This window comes from Leuconostoc gasicomitatum LMG 18811 (assembly GCF_000196855.1).
In the GTDB taxonomy this organism is placed as follows: domain Bacteria; phylum Bacillota; class Bacilli; order Lactobacillales; family Lactobacillaceae; genus Leuconostoc; species Leuconostoc gasicomitatum.
On the sequence record NC_014319.1, the window covers coordinates 1,189,985 to 1,209,330 of the forward strand.

The following is a 19,346-nucleotide window of genomic DNA, read 5'->3' on the forward strand; positions in this document are numbered from 1 at the left end:
CTTGTTTTTTGTTTGACAATGTCAGGCAGTTTATGATTTAAACAACTTAAAACGGTTTTCATCTGCTTCAAATGTTTTATCGTTTGCTGGCGACTCAATGGTGCCAAAAGGCATTTGTGCCCGCAAACGCCATGATGATGGCACGTTAAAGTTGTCTGCAACTTGTTCATCAATCAGTGGATTATAATGTTGTAGTGACGCACCAAGACCAACCTCTGTTAACGCTAGCCATGTCGCATATTCAGCAATACCATGGCCTTGTTCTGACCAGTCATAAAAATTTTCTGCATATAACGGTACATTTTCTTCAAAAGACTTGACAACTGACGTATCTGTAAAAAATAGAATTGTCCCATAACCAGTTTTAAAGGCACTATTAAGCTTAGCCAGTGTATTGTTATAGGCTATTTCATCTGACACTTCTGCCTTTAAGCGATCTGCTGTTAATTGCCATAATTTTTCATGAAAGGCACCTGTTAATAAAATTGTACGTACTGTTTGATTATTAAATGCTGTCGGTGCATATTTAACAGCAGATTTCACAATTTCAAAAATCTCTTCTGGCGTTTGTGGTATTTTTTTACCCAAAGTGTATGTCGTTCGACGTTGCTTTTGTAAATCTGTAAATGTCATAATTATTTTTCTGTATGCTGCCCACTATTTGACATATGAGTTAAATATTTGGTGTCACACAGATTCTCTCCTTAAGTATACTTTTTTATTCAAATAAATTAATACACTTATCATAACAGCTTACTTTTAATAAGTAAATAGCAGATGGCGCTATGCTAACAATACTTGATACGCCCATCGTATACTACTATCACCACCTTCATTAATACGTATAATACCTTGCCTAGTAAAGCCATTGTCCCTTATAACAGCTTGCATCGCCATATTTTTAGGGTGCGTGTCAATTCTAAAATCAATCACCTGCTGCTCAAAAAAATAAGTTAAAATAGCTGTCATAAATCGCTGTGTCAATTTTTGTCCCCTATAGAGCGGTGACAATGCAAATCGATGAATAGACACATAGTCAGTCGCTTGGTTTAACCAATGGCCAGATTCAATTTTTGTATAATTCGGTTCTTCTCCTGGTACAATTACAGCGTAGCCAGCTACTTGATTTTCGGCAATAAGTACATAGCCATTTTTTTGATTTAAATCATTTAAAATAGTTTCTTGATTTGGATAACCCAATTGCCACTGATTAATCCCTTGCTGTTTAAGATAAAACCGTGCAGCTTCAATAATAGTAACGATATCAACTAAATCGTTATTTTGCGCTTGACGCATATATACTAGCATATTCATATTTGATTACGACAACTGCAATCACTCCTTTATACAAATTATTTATTTTATCCTACGCAACAGCCGTTTTCAGGCCAAAAATCTAACGCTTCGCATTAACTGATACGACATTTTTTAAAATTGCGCAATAACACTAATAATTTTTAATATTTTAAATGTTTACTCAAAGAAAAAAGTTTTAATGCATGATGCATCAAAACCTCCTCTTTTTACTTAATCCGTTTGCCCCAGTACTGGAAATAATCGACACGCATTGCACCGTTATATAATTTACGGCGCTTCGTTGCCTTTTCACCGTATGATGTTTCAAATTCCAAATCACTTGTCAAAATGTATTTACTCCAACTTGGTAGTTGACGATAAACATCCCCCATCTCGACATATAGTTCCTGGGCTGCTTCTAACTCACCTAATCTTTCACCATATGGTGGGTTAGAAACTAGTACACCATTAACCTTATCAGTTTGCCAATCTTTAGCTGCTAAATGTGTGAAAACAATGTCTTTACTAAGACCTGCATGTTTTGCATTTTCAATCGCAATTTCGATCATATTGGCATCGTTATCAAACGCTTCTATATCAAGGTCACGATCATAATCCGCTTGTGCCTCGGCCTCATCACGAACTGTTTCAGATAATGATTTGTCAAACCAATCCATTTGCTCAACGTCAAAATCACGAATTAATCCAGGTGCAATATTTCGACCAATCAAAGCTGCTTCAATAGCAATCGTACCAGACCCAGTCGTTGGATCTACAAAAGGTCTGTCCGGATGCCAATTAGTTAGTAAAACCAACGCTGCTGCAAAATTTTCTTTTAATGGTGCCCCACCTTTATTCACACGGTACCCACGTTTGAACAATGAAGGTCCAGTTGTATCAAGTGTAACAATCACATGATCTTTATCAATCATGACTTCTAACTGCGCAAAATAACCATTTTCAGGCAAGCGTGTATGAATATGATAGGCATCTTGCAAGCGACTAACAATCGCTTTTTTTGTAATTGCTTGTACATCAGGTACACTGAATAATTCTGATTTCTTTGATCGACCAGCAACTGGAAATTCTGAATCATAATTTAAATATTCTTCCCAAGGTAATGCTTTCACACCCTCAAATAAATCATCAAAGGTTGTTGCTTCAAATTCACCAACAATAATCTTGATGCGATCTGCAGTGCGTAACCACACATTCGTATTCAAAATATCTCGGGCTGTGCCATCAAACCGGACACGGTAGTTTTCAACTTGATGTTCATAATTCAAACGCTCAAGTTCTTTCCCAACAAGAGACTCAAGCCCCGCTGCTGCAGTTGCCATTAAATGATATGTTTTTTCCATTAGTTTTCCTTTATAATAATATTTAGTAAAACATTGTTTAATTAATCTATATTCTAATATGGTGGTTCATATGAAATTAATAGACTTCGAAAATCTAACGCAATATATGTCACCCAAAAGTTTGTTGTTTTATCAAGAGGCTGATACAAATTTGGCATTTTCACAAATACGCTACATCCCTAATTCCCCAAACTTACAAATCGTTACCGGAAAAAAGCCAATGACTCTCTCCCAACTAACCGCACGTTTGCATGACATGAGTGATGATACCCAATTATTATCCACCAAACAACAACCTATTTTTGGATTTCATTTATCTTTAGATGATACAGTCCCTCATATTATATTAAAATAAATTGTCATAGGTGTAGGTTACACCTCGCCTTTTTTGCTTTGCAATTTGAGCCTGTGTAGGTGTTTTAATACTATCACGTTGCCAGTTGACTAAAATTGTTTCAATGTATCTTAGACTACGCGCGTTATTAGCAACAGCCTCTTGTATCGCTAGTAACATCAAATCGGGTTCAAAATGATCTTGATCAAACCAATGGCTAATTGTTTGCATTTCCATTGGTGTTAGTGGTCGACCAAATTCTGCTTCTATTGTTTGAAATATTTCTCTTCGTGCTGATTTACCATCAGAAATAATTGGTTTCTCAGAGACCTGTTTTCCTTGTAATAACTTTTCAATCATGGGCGTGAAATCATAGGTTTCAACTTGCTTAGTTGCAGATGAAATAATCATCAATTCACGCGTAATCAAACTTTTGAGTCGTGTAACAATCACATTTTCAGTCAAATGTAAAACGCGAGCTAAAGTGGTTGGGCTTGCTGAATCTCCTTGATTTTGAATGCGTGTCACTTGTAAATAAATAGCTAAATCATCATTATCCATGCCAATTTCTTGATAGTGTAGTAATAAATCATTACTAATGCTTAATTGACCTGCATGAATATATTGTTGTAAACGCTTATCTAACGCCATATTCCTACCACTTTCGCCCTGTTTCGATGTCGTTTTAAAAACGTCCAAGCCTTACTTGGACGTTTTTCCATCTCATTATAGTCTAACATGTTTTTTGAATAATCGTTTCAAAAAGGCACTTTTAACATTTTAAGTTAAGGTCGCAAACGATTGGTCATACGAGGAAATGGAATTGCTTCACGAATATGTTCTTCACCAGTCACAAACGTTACCAAACGTTCCAAACCAAGGCCAAATCCCGCATGTGGCACGGAACCATATTGGCGTAAATCTAAATACCACCCGTATTCTTCAAGACTTAATCCTTCTTCTTCGATCCGTTGCTTTAGATAATCATAGTCCGTGTCACGCTCTGAACCACCAATAATTTCGCCATATCCCTCAGGTGCCAACAAATCTGCTGATACAACAACATCTTCACGTGTAGCATGACGTTTCATGTAAAATGCCTTAATTGCTTTAGGAAAATTCACAATAAATACTGGTTTAGCAAAATGATTGGCTAAAAACGTTTCTTCAGGTGAACCAAAATCAACACCCCATTCAACATCAAATCCATTCTCTTGTAGTAACTTTATCGCATCATCATAGCTCACACGGGGATAAGGTAATTCAGTATATGATTGAAGTAAGTCTTTATCACGTTTTAAAATATCTAATTCTTGCTCATTTTTCTCCAAAACTTTTGAAATTAGAAATGAAATATAACGTTCTTGGATAACCAAACTTTCTTCTTGATGCATGAAAGCCATCTCCGGTTCAATCATCCAAAACTCTGTTAAATGACGACGTGTTTTAGATTTTTCAGCACGAAATGTTGGTCCAAATGTAAAGACTTTACCAAATGCCATCGCCCCTGCTTCAGCATATAGTTGCCCAGTTTGTGACAAAAACGCAGATTCCCCAAAATAATCAGTTTCAAATAGGTCCGTAGTTCCTTCGGGCGCTGATCCCGTCAACAAAGGAGAATCTAATTTTGTAAATCCTTCATTATTGAAAAATTCATAAGTCGCTGCAATCAGTGTATTACGAATTTTTAAGGTCGCAAAAGGTTTTAAATGGCGTAAGTACAAGTGCCTTTCGTCAAACAAAAAATCTGTGCCATGTTCTTTTGGTGTAATTGGATAATCATGGCTTTCACCAATAATTTCAATATTTGAAACAGCCATTTCATAACCAAATGAAGATCGTGCATCTTCATGAATTTCACCTGTCACATATAAGCTTGTTTCTTGTTTTAAATTCTTAGCTAGTTCAAAAAGTGCTTCCGAAATATCTGCCTTTACAACCACAGCTTGAAAGAAAGCAGAACCATCACGTAGCTGCAAAAAGGCCAGTTTCCCTGACCCGCGTTTTTGACGCAACCAAGCACCAATCTTAACTGTTTGACCGACATAATTTTTAGCGTCAATTATTTGTATTGTGGGAATCTCTTGTACCATGGATATATTTTTTAGGTGTCTATAGCAATTAAAATAATCATTGGTTCTCATATGGGCAAACCAAGCACACATCGGCCAAATTTACTTAATAATTGCAGACACATCTCTCCTAATTTTTAATTAAATATATTGTTGAAAAAACACAGTCAATCGTCGCACTGCTTCGTTTAGTACCTCTTGCTCTTTGGCATAACCCATACGTAAATAGCCTGCCATACCGAAACCTTCACCAGAAGGCATGGCAACGTGTGCTTCTTCTAAAATTTTCATTGATAGTTCACTTGTATTAGCTACACCCGCAGCCAACAATACTTCCGTCGATACTTTCGGAAATAAATAAAATGCGCCTTGTGGTTTAGTAGACACCTGTAAACCAGGCACAGTATTTAACAAATCAAATGTTGTATTCAATCTTTTTTCAAAGGCTAATCGCATTACTTCAACACTACTTTGATCGCCATTTAGTGCAGCGATTGCTGCATATTGCGCGACCGCAGTAGGATTTGATGTCATATGATCAAGCAACTTATTCATGACAGTGATGATTTCAGAAGAAGCCAAAGTCCATCCAATTCGCCATCCTGTCATCGCATAAGCTTTTGAAACACCATCAACAATAATCATACGACTATTTTCAAGTGTTTTAATTTGTAGCCCTGAAGTGAATACTGCACCATTATAAACAAGCTGACCATAAATTTCGTCTAAGATAATATATGTATCATGGTTTTTAGCCCAATCTAACAGTTCGACCAGTTCTTGTCGTGAATAAACCTGACCAGTCGGATTTGTCGGTGAATTAACAATAATTAACTTGACATGGTCAGATATTTTTTCTAGATCATCAACGGTTAGTTTGAGTTCATCATTCTTTGGCTGAATAGTTCGTACTATGCCACCCGCTAGTTTAATTTGCTCAATATAACTTACCCATAACGGTGCTGCCGCAACAACAATATCATTTGGATTTAAAAGCGTTTGCATTAAGACATATAATGATAATTTAGCACCCGTTGTCACCGTAACATTTTTTAATTCAATGCTAGCTTGATAACGTTTCGCAACTTGATTAACAATAGCCTGTTTTAATTCTTTCACACCACTAGTTGGCGTATAAAAACTAGTTTTGTTTGATTCAATAGCTGAAATTGCTGCTTCTGCAATATGTTTTGGCGTTTGAAAATCAGATTCACCGACACCTAAATTGATAACATCAATGCCCTCTGCTTGCATATCTTTAGCTAATTTGCTCATTGCCAACGTTGCTGCAGGTTGAACCGCTTTCGCTTTTTCTGAAACCATTTTTTCTCCTTAAAGTTCTTCTCTAGAGACCATTAATAACACGATATGACTTCCCTGTTTTAAAATCCAAGGTGACATAATTCAAAGTATTATTTTGCCCTTTATAGCTCACTTCCCAAACTAACGTTTGCTTATATTCACTAATATTAGCTGAATAAATTTTTTTAGGTTTATAGTTTGTTAAAATTAATTGACGTAATTGCTTATCTGTTAAGCCATTATCACGATTATACGTTTTCACTTGATTCATTTTGCTATTAACAATAGCAACTTTTTGTTGACCAGAAACGGTTGTCCCAGTAATCGCGTAAGTCGTTTTCTGACGATGATCAACGCTTATTTGTTGTACAGTAGCGATATTGGTTTCTTTTTTTACAAAACGTTGTAAACGCACCTCATCATTTCGCATAGGGGATAGTGATACATAAAAATAGCCTAACACTAAAGCACCCAACAAAATACCAACACCTGCTATAATAAACCAAAAGCGCGCCCAATGAACATGTGTTTGTTTTGGACGATGACGGATCCGAATATCATCTTTAAATTGCATCATAATGTCATTTCCCCCAACATACTCACTAATATTATATCAAACATCTTTTAAAATTTGGTTATACTGTTGTATTAAATTATTCTTGACATCAAAATGAGGTACAACTTTAATTTGAGCTTTAAAACGGTTGCGTTGCATGGCATTTAATTGCGTAATAAGTAATGGCGCCTGATGCCTTTGCATTTGCGTCAAAACTAAGGCTAGCCGTGATACTGGTTGCCACACCAAACGCTCTGGGACAATAACTACAGCTGGGACTTCTTGATCTCGTAGCCACATAGTACTAAATATTTTAGCCGTTACAATGACAATATTAGCCTGTTCAGGATGACTTTGTCGTTGTATTTTTTCTAAAGAACCCGTAATGCTTTCCGCAACAATACTATACTGCGTTGTTACTGTACGTTTTATTTTTTGGTACCAGTGATTTACACGCTCAATATCTGGCAAAATGATCAATATTTCACCAACATTTTGTTGTGTAATTGCTTGTAAATGTACAATTGGCGAAGATTTTTGCATTTGTATAATACGAACTGGTATTGCATTGTTATGAATAAAATCACGTTCCACTGTGATATTTTTTGGTGCATCACGTAGAAATTCACTTACCTGATTGTCTAAATATTCACTCACAATTAATAATTTGTGAATATGAACAATAAATTTTTCTTGATAAATACGTCTATCTAACACGTCAAAAGATACAACAACTTGTTGCTGCTCATTAATATTTTGTATCTCAACACTGCTGATAACATCGGATTGTTTCTGTAATCGTTTTATTTTAATTAATTGCCCCTTTCCCTGAGTTAGTTCACATGGTACTTGGGTGTCGCCGATTTTAATAATATCTGTTAAATGAGCCATAATTGTTAATAATCGTTCGATACGCTTTAAATTAGGAACTTTGTTGTCTTCATGATTAATTTGTTTAATTAATTTAAACGCTTCACTCAAACTCTGTTTAATAAACACACGCTGTTTATGTGATAAACCAACAATCTCTTGATGACTTAAATTTTTCAACACATTTTGAACCTGTGTCAAATTTAAATCTACATGAAAATAATTTTGTAGATTGGTCACAAATTGGCTTGGTGTTTCCATCACGACAACTGGCCATTTATCAATTTTCCGAGTTGCTCGTAGGTATTGTTCCTGATTAAAATATGATTCGAAATTCATAATAATGACGTCCGAAACGTTTGCATTAGCTTGAGCTTGTTTAAAATACTGGCTTTCGGTGTCGCCTTGAATATCTGAGAGCATATCAATATTTTGCGTACCAACCTGTATTTCACGTAATAAACCTGTTTTGGTTTGCGTTAGCCAGACAAGGATACGTGCTTTAAAAAATTGTGTTTGACTCGCATCCGTTGATATATTCAAAGCATCAGCAAACCGATCAAGATCAATATATTCAGCTGGATCATATAAAATAGCCGTATTTAACTTAATATCCAAAAGCTTTGTTAGTTTTTTCACCAACGCTAATTGTTGGCTTTGCAGACTACTATCATTAGTTAACAAAACAACTGGCCTAGATTTTGCATCTAATACTAATGGCATAAGATAGCCTAGTGTTTTACCAATTTTTGGTGCTGTCAGTACTGTTAAAATGCCATCAGATCTTTTCACTACGAATTCATTGACCCGATTCATTAAACTATTTTGTGCATCATTTGCAGTTAACCAATGGCCAAATATATAGGCTTTTTCCTGTGTTGATGTTGGGTATTTTGGAAAATTTTGTTGACTTGCGGATACAGTAGCCTGCGGTGGTTGCCTAATCGCAACATTTCTGGACAATTTAATATCTTCTCGTTGACCATTTGCTTTGATTATTTTCAAAAAATTTTGCGTTTCCCTCAAAAATGGCCACTGACCATCTTGAAGTTGCTTTAAAACGATAGCGGGTAGTTGCTCAGCTCGTTGCCATAATTTCAGAAATAAACGTGCTGTGGCATGCGCATCAGCATTTGCACGATGCGCATTATTCAGTGTAATATCTAGATAAGTTGTCAAATCTACTAACCGATATCCAGGTGCTGTTGGTAACAAAATTTGCGCCAATTGCACGGTGTCAATTGCAGAAGAAGTCAGTTCAGGAAAGCCTGTTCGTCTAAATTCATCATTTAAATAAGGATAGTCAAAATTAACGTTATGCGCAATAATAATTGTATTGTTTAATAAATTTTGTAACATTGGTGCTAATTCTTCAAAGTAAGGTGCATTTTTAACATCTTTTTGAGCGATATGTGTCAATTGCTGAATGTTGCGATCAATTAATTGGCCAGGATTAACAAAAGATTCAAAATGATCAACTATCTGACGTTGCTTAATAAAAGTCATACCAATTTGTATAATACGGCCACCTTTAGTGACGCTCTGCCCCGTTGTTTCCAGATCGACAACTACAAAGGTTTCGTTGGCGTTCATAACAAACACCTTTCTATGATTTATTTTTGAATTACGTTGTTAACTTTGCCTTAAACATTAAATTTACGACAAACTTAACAACGTAATTCTCTTATTATTTTACACTATTTAATGCGATGCGGTACAATAGTATAGGATATTTGGAGAAAAAACATGATTAATCAAATGATCGGCGTTGGGATTGCCCACGCTAAAATAATTTTAATTGGCGAACATGCTGTTGTTTATGGCCAACCAGCTATCGCGATTCCATTAACAAACTTAACTGTTACAACAACCATACGTCCAGCTTTTCGAGCACAAACCATTGAAAGTAGCACATTTCATGGCGACTTAGACGAACTTGGTGCTAATGTTGAAGGTTTACGTCAATTAATTTTGCGTCTGTTAACTAAATTTGAACTGACTGATGTTCCCTTTACACTTGCAATTGACACAAATATTCCTCAAGAGCGTGGATTTGGTGCCTCGGCGGCTTTTGCCACTTCAATTACTAAAGCTTTTTTTGATTTTGTTGATGTGCCATTGCTTACCGAAGAATTAAAATATTTCACCGATATTGAGGAAACAATTTCTCATGGTTCAGCATCTGGATTAGATGCAGCTACTGTTGGTTCAAGCAATCCAATTTGGTTTGTAAAGCATCAAGAATTAACACCTTTTACCATGTCACTTACAGGCACTTTAGTCGTTGCCGATACCGGCATACATGGCCAGACAATGCATGCTATTAATATTGTTAAAAGTCAGCTTGATGTCGATTACGAACTCACTTGGCAAAAAATTATACATCTTGGAAAAATAGCAAATAAAGTACGCATTGATTTGACTAGCAATAATCCAGATCATGCAGGATTGTTATTTACAGCAGCTCATCATGAGCTACAATCATTAGGCATTTCCCATCCAAAACTAGATAACCTTGTTAATGCTGCCATCCATGCCGGTGCATTAGGTGCTAAACTAACTGGTGCTGGTATAGGCGGTGCGATGTTTGCTTTAGCTAGAAATAATGATGATGCCATTACAATCGCTAACGCGTTAACAAAAGCTGGCGCACAAAACACTTGGATTCAACCATTATGAAATACTGTTATAACTAATAAATGACGCCATGGCCGGTAGATTAAATCTACCGGCCATGGCGTCATTTATTAAAAAAAAGTCACGTCAAACTATTCTGGTTAAAACACCAATTAATTTTGGCCACCTTTATTGCCATTAGCACCTTCTTCAATTCCCGGATTCCACCAATTAGCACGTGCATTCGTATGACGCACATTTAAATTAAACTCACTGACATATTTCGCCGGCGCTTGAGCCCATGTATACGTTTTTTGCAGTTTTGCATGTGTAATAATACGATACTGCGTTGATGGAAACAAACAGCTGATAATAGTTAATTCAACATTTTTTGTCGGATTTAAAATCGATACTTCTGTTGCTGAAACTGTTGTCTGTCCATAAATGATATATCGGTAAATACCTTTTTGGTTAGCTAGCAAAACATCTTGACCATTTAACCACGATGAACCTTTTAACTGACCGTTGACTATATATGGTTCATTGCGATTTGTTGATTCTTGTAGTGCACTGAATCCAGTATGACCATCATTAAAATTATGTGCTGCCAGTCCATAATTACTATGACCCATGCTTGGCTTTTCTTGACCAGTCGGATCAACTTCTGAGCGATTAGCGTAATCAGCTCCTGCATTTAAGCCTTTATCAGAATAGGCATCATTATAAATTGGCAATAAAATATTTTGACTCGGAATAGAAACAAATCCTTGTTTTTCTAAACCTTTCGCTGCATTACGCATAACCATTTGAGAAATCACAGATCGCTTTGTATGATCGTTTGTACTTTTTTTATTAAGTATTGTACGTTCACGCTTTTGAAAATACTTTCTGGTTATATCATTGATACCAAATATGTTGTTCTGATAAACATATAATCCACTAATTGCCATTACTGTGACGACACACGCGGCTATAATACTATTATAAAACGCAAAATTATGCCGTTTTCGCCTATAATTCATAATTAACTGACCAAGACTAAAGATAACAAATGTAGCAAAAAAAACGAGTCCAAATAAAATTATTTGATGCTCATTTTGTGAAGGTAGAATTGATGTTTTGAGTAATACGATTGAAATCACATTGCGTCCTTGCTATTTTTTATTATAATTTGTACACCAAAAACTGTTCATTAATTAACGATTTAATTTGATCACAGTCGTTTGTATAACTAGTCAATATTACATTTGAATAACTTTATTTTTCTAAAATATTTTGAATACGCACAAGCTCATCATCACTAAATAGCATATTATCACTAAATGATAAATTATCCAATAAATGATTAATCTTGCTAGCACCAATTATAACGCTCGGCACACGCTCATCTTTTAATAACCAAGCAAGTGCCATTTGTGACAATTTTTGGCCGCGCGCCATTGCAATTGTATTTAATGCATTTAGTTTGGCAATTAATGCAGTTTTCCCAGACTCAAATAAAAACTCATTTGTGCGATGAATTGGATAATCATTAGGTATATCCTCCAAATAACGATCCGTCAGTAATCCTTCTGCCAACGGTCCATAAGCAATTAAGCCAGCATGGTTTTTATCTAACACTTCAAGTAATCCATCTTTTTCAGCAGTACGATTCAACATATTATATGATACTTGATTACCTATAAATGGGGTCCCTAACGTATTAAATATTTTAGCAATAGCCTCAGTTTGCTCTGCCGTATAATTTGAAACACCGATATACAAGGCTTTGCCTTGCTTAACTAACAAATCTAAAGCCAACGCTGTTTCTTCTAATCGTGTGTTTGGATCCCAACGGTGTGCATAAAAAATATCAACATAATCAAGACCCATACGTTGTAGACTGAGATCTAATGCAGCAGTCAGCGTTTTTTTGCCAGAAAATTCTCCTAACGGCCCTGGCCACATATGATAACCAGCTTTAGTTGTTATGACTAATTCATCGCGATAGGGTTTTAAATCACTTCGAAAAACTTGCCCAAATGTTTCTTCCGCTGTCCCGTTACTTGGCCCGTAATTAGAAGCATTATCGAAACTAAAAATGCCATTATCAAATGCTTTTAAGATAACTTTTTTAGAATTTTCAAGTGGCATTTGGTCGCCCAAATTACGCCACAATCCAAAAGATACGGCCGGTAAAATCAGTCCAGAATCACTTACCCGGCGATAGGGTAACTTCTCATAACGTTGTTCGTCTGCTGCATAAACCATGGTTAAAGTCCTCTCAAAATATGCTCAGCAATTTGCTTATGTTCACTACTTAATGGATGTACTTTCAGATTTGGCACGATCCAATTATCTGTTGCCATAATTATAAAATTATCAAATCGTTTTACTTCGGTCTGATAAATATCTTTAAACGCACCATTAAAAGGTATCATCAAAATTATTTTAGCAGAATGAAAGCGTTTTATCAATTCTAATAAATAAATTCGCAAACCAAATGCGAAAGCGTCTGATGTGGCACCATAATTAAAATCGTTAGTCCCGTAATTCACAATAACAAGATCTGTTAAGACACGCTGACGTTCAATGTTGTCAGCCACTTGCCATAAAGCAGAAATTGCTGTAGGTTCTTGAAATGGCGCACTTGCTGTTAATCCAGTGCCACCATAGGCAATGCGGTTAAGTGGCTTCCCTAGTGCTTCGGCCACTAATAAAGGATAACTCAACTCTGGATGATTACCATCTAGAGCCATTTCCTCCCCAGCTGTAATTGAGTCCCCAACAAATGTGACATAGGGTTCATTATACGAAACTTGTGTTACCTGACCACTATCAATTAACATGGTTGATAAGATAATTTTCTGCTGCCATAGCGCCATGCTATTAGAGTTAATGGCACGTAGCATGATTCGTATATGCGATAGTTCAGTTGGTATTGTCAATACCAATTGTTGTTCTATCATTGGTAACGTTTGCCACGCTTCTTCATTAATTTTTACAACAAAAGATACTCCCTGACAACTTGTTTTAAAATTCAATTGTATTTTTGCAACACCGGTAGTTTTAAATTCGATGCATGCCCCAAATTGTGTAGTCACAAACATTTCATCAGAAATGCTCCATTCTGGTGAAAGAAATGGCTTAACGTTAATAGTTTTCATAACATCACATCCAAGTTATCTGGGCTCTTCATAATATCTTCTATACTTTCAAATGCATTAACGCGACGAATAGTTTCCGCAAACGGTGATGCCACAGATATTTGTATTAATTTATTAAATTGCTTGGCGACTGGTACTTCAATAGTATTTGTTATAATGACTTGTTGAATAGCTGATTCAACAAGTCTATTGGTTGATTGATCTGAAAAGACAGCATGTGGTGCAACAGCGTAAATTTTTGTAACACCTGCAGCAACTAAAGCCTCACTAGCAACTACCATACTCGTCCCAGTATCAATAATATCATCCACCAATATGGCTCTTTTACCAGTAACATTACCTGTCACAGCATACGACTTATTAGCTGCTAAATTATCAACACGACGATCAACAACTGCCCACTCTGCGTGCAATAATTCAGCAAATTTACGCGCACGACCAACACTAGAATGATCAGGTGCAACGACAACTAGATCGTCTCCTAATAAATCATTTTCATAAAAATAGTGTCCTAATGCAGGCATAGAAAGTAAATGATCCACCGGTATATCAAAGAAACCTTGCACCTGATCTGCATGGAGATCCATTGTTATAACACGTTTTACGCCCTGAGATTCTAACATATTAGCAATTAAACGAGCCGAAATAGGTTCTCGTGAACGTGCCTTGCGATCCGCACGTGCATAACCAAAATAAGGTAACACAACATTAATTGTTTTTGCCGACGCACGTCTTGCTGCGTCAATAAAAATCATCAATTTCATAAAATTATCATTCACTGGATCTGAAATACCTTGAATCACATATAAATCACGTCCTCGCACAGTTTGTTCAATACGTTCGTAAATTTCGTTGTCAGCAAACTGGCGCGTATCTATTGCAGATAATTTGGTCCCCAAAATTTTAGCAATTTCATTGCCCAATTTTGGATTGCTGCCAAGGCTAAATATTTGATATTCAGGGGTCGTCATGATTTATACTCCATTTATTTTCTCACTTTATTATAACAGGCCATATTTTAATTTGGCATAAAATCATATGGTGTGATACCATTTAATCCAATTAATGGCTCAATGGTATCTGACTGAATCAATTCAAATGTTAATATATTTTTTAAAATGGCGCGCTCTGTTTTTTTGTCATGACTATTTTTTTGTTGAATGACTACTTCATCTTTCAAGCGTTCTGTTAGAAAAGTTGCTCGATATGCGACTGCAGTTTGCGCAGCACGACTAAATGCTTCATATTCACCAACCAAAATTAAAGCTTCTTTTGCACGCGTAATACCTGTGTAAAGTAAGTTTCGATTGAGCATCAAACCAAATCGGGTTGTTAAGGCAACAATTACAAGTTTAAACTCATTGCCTTGTGCCTTATGTACAGTGGTTGCATAAGCAAGTGATAATTGATTTAAATTTTTCTTAGGATAAGATAATTCCTTTCCGTCAAAATCAACCAGTAATCGATCCTCATGATCATCATTACTTTTATCATTTTTATATTGCACAGCAATAATTTTACCCATATCCCCATTATACACGTCACGCTCACTATCATTTTCTAATTGCAAAATTTTATCTCCTTTACGGAAGATTGTTGTCCCAAATTGCAAAGATTTTTGAGCTGGTTTGATTGGATTAAATAATTCTTGCGCCATTGTATTCAACGCATTAACACCAGCAGTCGTTTTATAAATCGGCGTTAGAATTTGTAAATCATCCTGAGTATATCCCTTTTTTATAGCAGCTTGGACCACCTGTTTAATTGCCATATCGGTTTGATCATGTGACACCATAAACGTTGATCTATCAGGTTGATTTTGCATAAAATCTTCCGGTAACTGACCATTTTTGATATGTTGTGCCAACTTGGTAATACTGCTTCCTCTACCTTGTCGATAAATTGTATCAAGCTCTACATGAGTCATTTTTCCACTCGCGACCAGATCCGCTAATACATTACCGGGCCCAACTGAAGGCAACTGATCTGAATCACCAACAATGATTAGTTTCATACCATTTGGCACTGCGGCAAGTAGTTTAGCCGTCAATTCAATATCCAACATCGATGCCTCATCAATAATGAGCAGACCGCCTGAAATTGGATTATCAGCCGTAAACTCTGGTTCACCTAAATCAGCAATACCAAGTAAACGGTGTATTGTTGTTGCATCATGTCCAGTTACTTCAGTCATACGTTTGGCTGCTCGACCAGTTGGCGATGCCATTTTAACTGAATACATTTTCAAAAAATCCTGTGCCTGATCAGAGTATTTAGCACGCTTTTGAAGAATTTTTTGCCATGTTGCAACAATTGAACGAACGATGGTTGTCTTTCCTGTTCCAGGCCCACCAGTAAGCAAAAATACTTGTGCGTTCAATCCTGCTTTAACTGCCGCAATTTGTGTCCTATCGAGTTCTAATTGGCCCGGCGTGATAAAAGCCGCATCGATATCTGCAACTGACATCTCAAATGGTTGCTTTGCCTGCAATAAACGTTTCAAGTCATGGGCTACTTGTGTTTCTGCATCATACAAAGCTGTTGTATATAATTTATCATTGTCAGCCACTAAAATATGGGTTGCCAATAGTTTGGTAATTGCCTGTTCTAATGCACCCTTTAGTTCCTCATCACGCAATAATTGTGCCGTTGACTGCAGTAGCTGTTGTCGCGTTAAATAAGTATGCCCATATTGAAAGCTAACAGTCGTTATTGCAGCATAAACTGCTGCCTGTAACCGTCTTTCATCCAAATGATCAATGCCCGATTTTTGTCCGATCTGATCTGCTGTTTTAAACGATATACCATCAAACTCAAACACCAAACGATAAGGATCTTGAATCAAAATATCTTGTGCCTCACTACCATATTGATCATACAATCGTCCGGCAATATCTGCACCAATGCCAAATTGGTTGCCAACTTGAAATAAGCGTTCTAAGCCCAAATTCAATTGCAAACTATGGACAAGTTTTTTTGCAGTAGCTTCCTTGATGATACCATCCAATACATGAACATCATCCAAAATTAAATTAACAGCATTTAAACCCAAATGATCAACAATTTTTTCAGCTGTCTTTTGACCAATACCTGAAAATTGCCCACTCACAAAATATTTGATGAGCCCTTCTTCATCGGGAGGTAATTCATTTTCATAGCGCATTACTTTCAGTTGCTGTCCATATTTTGGGTGCCGCACAACCGTACCATAAAAAGCGTATACACTGCCCTCTTGCACATCGGCAAATGTGCCAGTTGCAATAATTTCAGGCTCTTGCCAACTTTCAAGCGTTGATTCTTCAATCAGAATAGACAAGATTTTAAAGTAGGAATCAGACGATGCAAATATAACATTTTGTAACGTACCAGTAATTTTTTCGAGTTGTTGTTCTTGATAAGCCATTTAATATTCTGTCCAAATCGTCTTTTCATCATAGTCGTACACGATTTTTAGATCGTAGTTGATGCACTTTGCTTTTTATTCAAATATGTTGTATTATTCCAGTCATCAACTGTAAAATGTTGCCCGTCATTAGTGGACAAAACAGTTGTCGACGTGTTACTTAATCCGCCTCTTTGACGAATAGTCATCCGTGGCTGTTCAAGCAAGCCATTAATACCAAAAGATAATGCCATACCATGCGAGACAATTAATATATTATCATTTGGATATTGCTTAGCAATATTTTTGACGAAACGGACAAAACGTTTTTCAGCCTTTGTGTAACCTTCGCCTTCAAACTCTTTGCCTTCAAATTTATCTAAATCTTCACGATAATTTTTGAACGACTCTGCGTAATTAATGGTGACATTTGCTACTAATTCACCTTCCCATTTGCCAAGACCAACTTCAGCAATATTTGATCGCAATGACAAACGTCCATGATAATTTAAGTGCTTTACAATATTAACAGCAGTGATTCGGGCACGTTTTAATGGTGAAGCAAATACACGCGCAAAATCCACATGGTTAAGAAACTTGCCGACTTTTGCCATATCATCGTAACTCGATGGTAATAAATTAGAATCACCTTGCCCGCCTTGAAAACGACGTTCAAGATTCCATTCAGTTTGTCCATGACGGACGAAATAAAATTTGGTCATATTATATCTTTTCCAGCACATTACGTGCCACCAACTCTGTCATAAAGAAATGATACAATTTAGTCATTTCTTCTGCGTTATTATTTTTAAATATATTAACGCGAACGACATCACCAGCAGACAATGTGCTTATTTTAAATCCAGTCAATTCTTGGTTAACCGATATTTTTAACTGAATCGCATTGACTAATGATTTTTCTGGTTCTAAAGCACGATGCAAAACATGCACACCAGCATTGTTGGTAATAAATCCAAGATCACCCAGTGTATATTTTTTGATATTATCACTTAATTTATAAGTCGCATCATCCGGAACCGTTACTATTTTGTTAAAAGCCATTTTATTATTGTGTGTTTGTTCTCCATCATATTAATAGCTAACAAACACACTTCCTCCTAAAACATACTCTTATCATTATAACAAAAAAGCGTCCTCAATCGTGACGCTTCTCAACTTTATTCTTTATCATAACTTATAGTGGCACTTAATCCACCAATTGCATTTAAAATTTTTGGTCAAATTGTGATCCCTTTGGGTGATTTGGAACTTTTATTGTGCCATTAATAATTGCCTTCTGTGCTTTTTTAACTGCCGCTGCTTCTGCTGCTGTTAATTCTGAATCTGTTAAATAAACGCCATTTTCTTTCAAACCATAAGCTATTGTCTTACCGCCAGGGAAAGTTTTATTTTTATTGTACGTCTCAGCAATATTTTTAACACCATCCCCAACCGAAGTAATTGAAGAAGCAAGTGTTGATGTTGCCTTTTTACCATCTTTTGATGTATACGCCCCATCTGATTTTTGGTCACGATCAACGCCAATAATGTATAGACGATCTTTGGAATCAGCTGTCAACTTAGAATTTTCAGCTTTTGCTTCTGAAAATGCACCATTGCCCACAAATCCCGCTGCAGCAAAAATAGTTTTAATTCCTGATGCATACATCGCCGCAGCAATAGTTTTTCCTTTAGCAGAATCAGTAAATGAATTTGCGTATTGCTTTTCAACTGTCAACGAAGAATCGGTTGCTTTAACACCTGCCTCAAAACCTGCATCAAACGCATCAATAATGTTCCCATGAATGCCACCAATGAAACCAATTTTTTTCTCATTGTTTTTTTGAGCTTTAGTAGCTGCTGCGACACCGGCTAGATATGATGATTGTTCTGAACGAAACATAACTGAGGCAACGTTAGGACGGTTTGTGACAATATCATCAACTAAAACAAATTTTTGTTTTGGATTTAGTTTAGCTGATTTTGTAATTGGTTGGTTTAACGAATAACCAATACCATAAACAATTTTATATTGTTTATTTTTCGTTGCTAAATTAAAATTTTGGTCTAAATCTGAATGATCCGATGCAGTAAAGTAAGTCACAGGTTTATTTTGTCCAGCCTGCAATTGATTTACCTTTGCATACTGCTTAGCACCCTCCCAAGCCGACTGGTTAAATGAGTGGTCATCGACACCACCAACATCCAAAACTAAACCGAGTTTTGCTGCTACATTCGCTTGAGTTGCTGTACTTGATTTATGTGTCGTTGCTGCATAAATGCCAACACCCACAACCGCTACAGCGGCTACACCAATAATTATTTTAGTTGATTTATTCATAATGATTATTCTCCCTTTTTGAGATGATTTAAAAAATATAAATTGCATTATTTCTCATATCATCAGCTCA

Annotated in this window: 18 protein-coding genes; 2 read left to right on the top strand and 16 right to left on the bottom strand. The window is 36.2% G+C overall.

Annotation, left to right across the window (positions count from 1 at the left end):
- Positions 1-30 precede the first annotated feature (30 nt).
- The 3 genes from LEGAS_RS05760 to LEGAS_RS05770 form a co-directional block, all read right to left on the bottom strand.
- Positions 31-633, bottom strand: a complete 603-nt coding sequence (locus LEGAS_RS05760) for a nitroreductase family protein (protein WP_010383229.1) — start codon at positions 631-633, stop codon at positions 31-33.
- A 150-nt stretch (positions 634-783) separates the two neighbouring features.
- Positions 784-1,314 (bottom strand): GNAT family N-acetyltransferase, encoded by a 531-nt coding sequence (locus LEGAS_RS05765; protein ID WP_010383231.1) that lies wholly within the window; start codon positions 1,312-1,314, stop codon positions 784-786.
- 209 nt (positions 1,315-1,523) lie between these two features.
- The gene (locus LEGAS_RS05770; RefSeq protein WP_010383233.1) at positions 1,524-2,657 is read right to left on the bottom strand and encodes a THUMP domain-containing class I SAM-dependent RNA methyltransferase; all 1,134 of its coding nucleotides are present in this window, start codon (positions 2,655-2,657) and stop codon (positions 1,524-1,526) included.
- 70 nt (positions 2,658-2,727) lie between these two features.
- Here LEGAS_RS05770 and LEGAS_RS05775 point away from each other — a divergent pair, with 70 nt between their 5' ends.
- Positions 2,728-3,012: a hypothetical protein gene (locus tag LEGAS_RS05775; RefSeq protein ID WP_010383234.1), complete on the top strand. Its 285-nt coding sequence runs from the start codon at positions 2,728-2,730 to the stop codon at positions 3,010-3,012.
- Here the strand turns inward: LEGAS_RS05775 and LEGAS_RS05780 are convergent.
- From LEGAS_RS05780 to LEGAS_RS05800, 5 genes are all read right to left on the bottom strand, one after another.
- A complete protein-coding gene (locus LEGAS_RS05780; RefSeq protein WP_010383236.1) occupies positions 3,004-3,642 on the bottom strand; it encodes a DnaD domain-containing protein in 639 nt (212 codons plus the stop codon). The genes LEGAS_RS05775 and LEGAS_RS05780 overlap by 9 nt on opposite strands.
- A 134-nt stretch (positions 3,643-3,776) precedes the next feature.
- Positions 3,777-5,084 (bottom strand): asparagine--tRNA ligase, encoded by a 1,308-nt coding sequence (gene asnS / locus LEGAS_RS05785; RefSeq protein WP_010383238.1) that lies wholly within the window; start codon positions 5,082-5,084, stop codon positions 3,777-3,779.
- Between the two features lie 120 nt (positions 5,085-5,204).
- Positions 5,205-6,386, bottom strand: a complete 1,182-nt coding sequence (locus LEGAS_RS05790; RefSeq protein ID WP_013231691.1) for a pyridoxal phosphate-dependent aminotransferase — start codon at positions 6,384-6,386, stop codon at positions 5,205-5,207.
- 22 nt (positions 6,387-6,408) lie between these two features.
- Positions 6,409-6,942: a cell wall elongation regulator TseB-like domain-containing protein gene (locus tag LEGAS_RS05795; protein ID WP_013231692.1), complete on the bottom strand. Its 534-nt coding sequence runs from the start codon at positions 6,940-6,942 to the stop codon at positions 6,409-6,411.
- Between the two features lie 36 nt (positions 6,943-6,978).
- Positions 6,979-9,384, bottom strand: coding sequence for an exonuclease domain-containing protein (locus tag LEGAS_RS05800; RefSeq protein WP_010383244.1), 2,406 nt, complete (start codon positions 9,382-9,384; stop codon positions 6,979-6,981).
- A gap of 153 nt (positions 9,385-9,537) precedes the next feature.
- Here LEGAS_RS05800 and mvk point away from each other — a divergent pair, with 153 nt between their 5' ends.
- The gene (gene mvk / locus LEGAS_RS05805) at positions 9,538-10,470 is read left to right on the top strand and encodes a mevalonate kinase (RefSeq protein WP_013231693.1); all 933 of its coding nucleotides are present in this window, start codon (positions 9,538-9,540) and stop codon (positions 10,468-10,470) included.
- A 110-nt stretch (positions 10,471-10,580) separates the two neighbouring features.
- Here the strand turns inward: mvk and LEGAS_RS05810 are convergent, their stop codons facing one another.
- From LEGAS_RS05810 to LEGAS_RS05845, 8 genes are all read right to left on the bottom strand, one after another.
- Positions 10,581-11,549 (bottom strand): class A sortase, encoded by a 969-nt coding sequence (locus LEGAS_RS05810; RefSeq protein WP_013231694.1) that lies wholly within the window; start codon positions 11,547-11,549, stop codon positions 10,581-10,583.
- 115 nt (positions 11,550-11,664) lie between these two features.
- Positions 11,665-12,657, bottom strand: a complete 993-nt coding sequence (locus LEGAS_RS05815; RefSeq protein ID WP_013231695.1) for an aldo/keto reductase — start codon at positions 12,655-12,657, stop codon at positions 11,665-11,667.
- Between the two features lie 2 nt (positions 12,658-12,659).
- A complete protein-coding gene (locus tag LEGAS_RS05820) occupies positions 12,660-13,553 on the bottom strand; it encodes a GDSL-type esterase/lipase family protein (RefSeq protein WP_010390874.1) in 894 nt (297 codons plus the stop codon).
- Positions 13,550-14,524: a ribose-phosphate diphosphokinase gene (locus LEGAS_RS05825; protein WP_010390872.1), complete on the bottom strand. Its 975-nt coding sequence runs from the start codon at positions 14,522-14,524 to the stop codon at positions 13,550-13,552. Before LEGAS_RS05825 ends, LEGAS_RS05820 begins: the two co-directional genes overlap by 4 nt.
- A 47-nt stretch (positions 14,525-14,571) precedes the next feature.
- Positions 14,572-16,956, bottom strand: coding sequence for an SF1B family DNA helicase RecD2 (recD2, locus tag LEGAS_RS05830; protein ID WP_013231696.1), 2,385 nt, complete (start codon positions 16,954-16,956; stop codon positions 14,572-14,574).
- A gap of 47 nt (positions 16,957-17,003) precedes the next feature.
- Complete coding sequence (locus LEGAS_RS05835; protein WP_010388808.1) at positions 17,004-17,657, bottom strand: histidine phosphatase family protein; 654 nt, start codon at positions 17,655-17,657, stop codon at positions 17,004-17,006.
- Position 17,658: 1 nt separating this feature from the next.
- Complete coding sequence (locus tag LEGAS_RS05840) at positions 17,659-17,997, bottom strand: cysteine desulfurase (protein ID WP_010388810.1); 339 nt, start codon at positions 17,995-17,997, stop codon at positions 17,659-17,661.
- Positions 17,998-18,160: 163 nt separating this feature from the next.
- Positions 18,161-19,276 carry a BMP family lipoprotein gene (locus LEGAS_RS05845; RefSeq protein ID WP_010388812.1) on the bottom strand — a complete coding sequence of 372 codons (1,116 nt, stop codon included), beginning with the start codon at positions 19,274-19,276 and terminating at the stop codon, positions 18,161-18,163.
- Between the last annotated feature and the right edge of the window lie 70 nt (positions 19,277-19,346).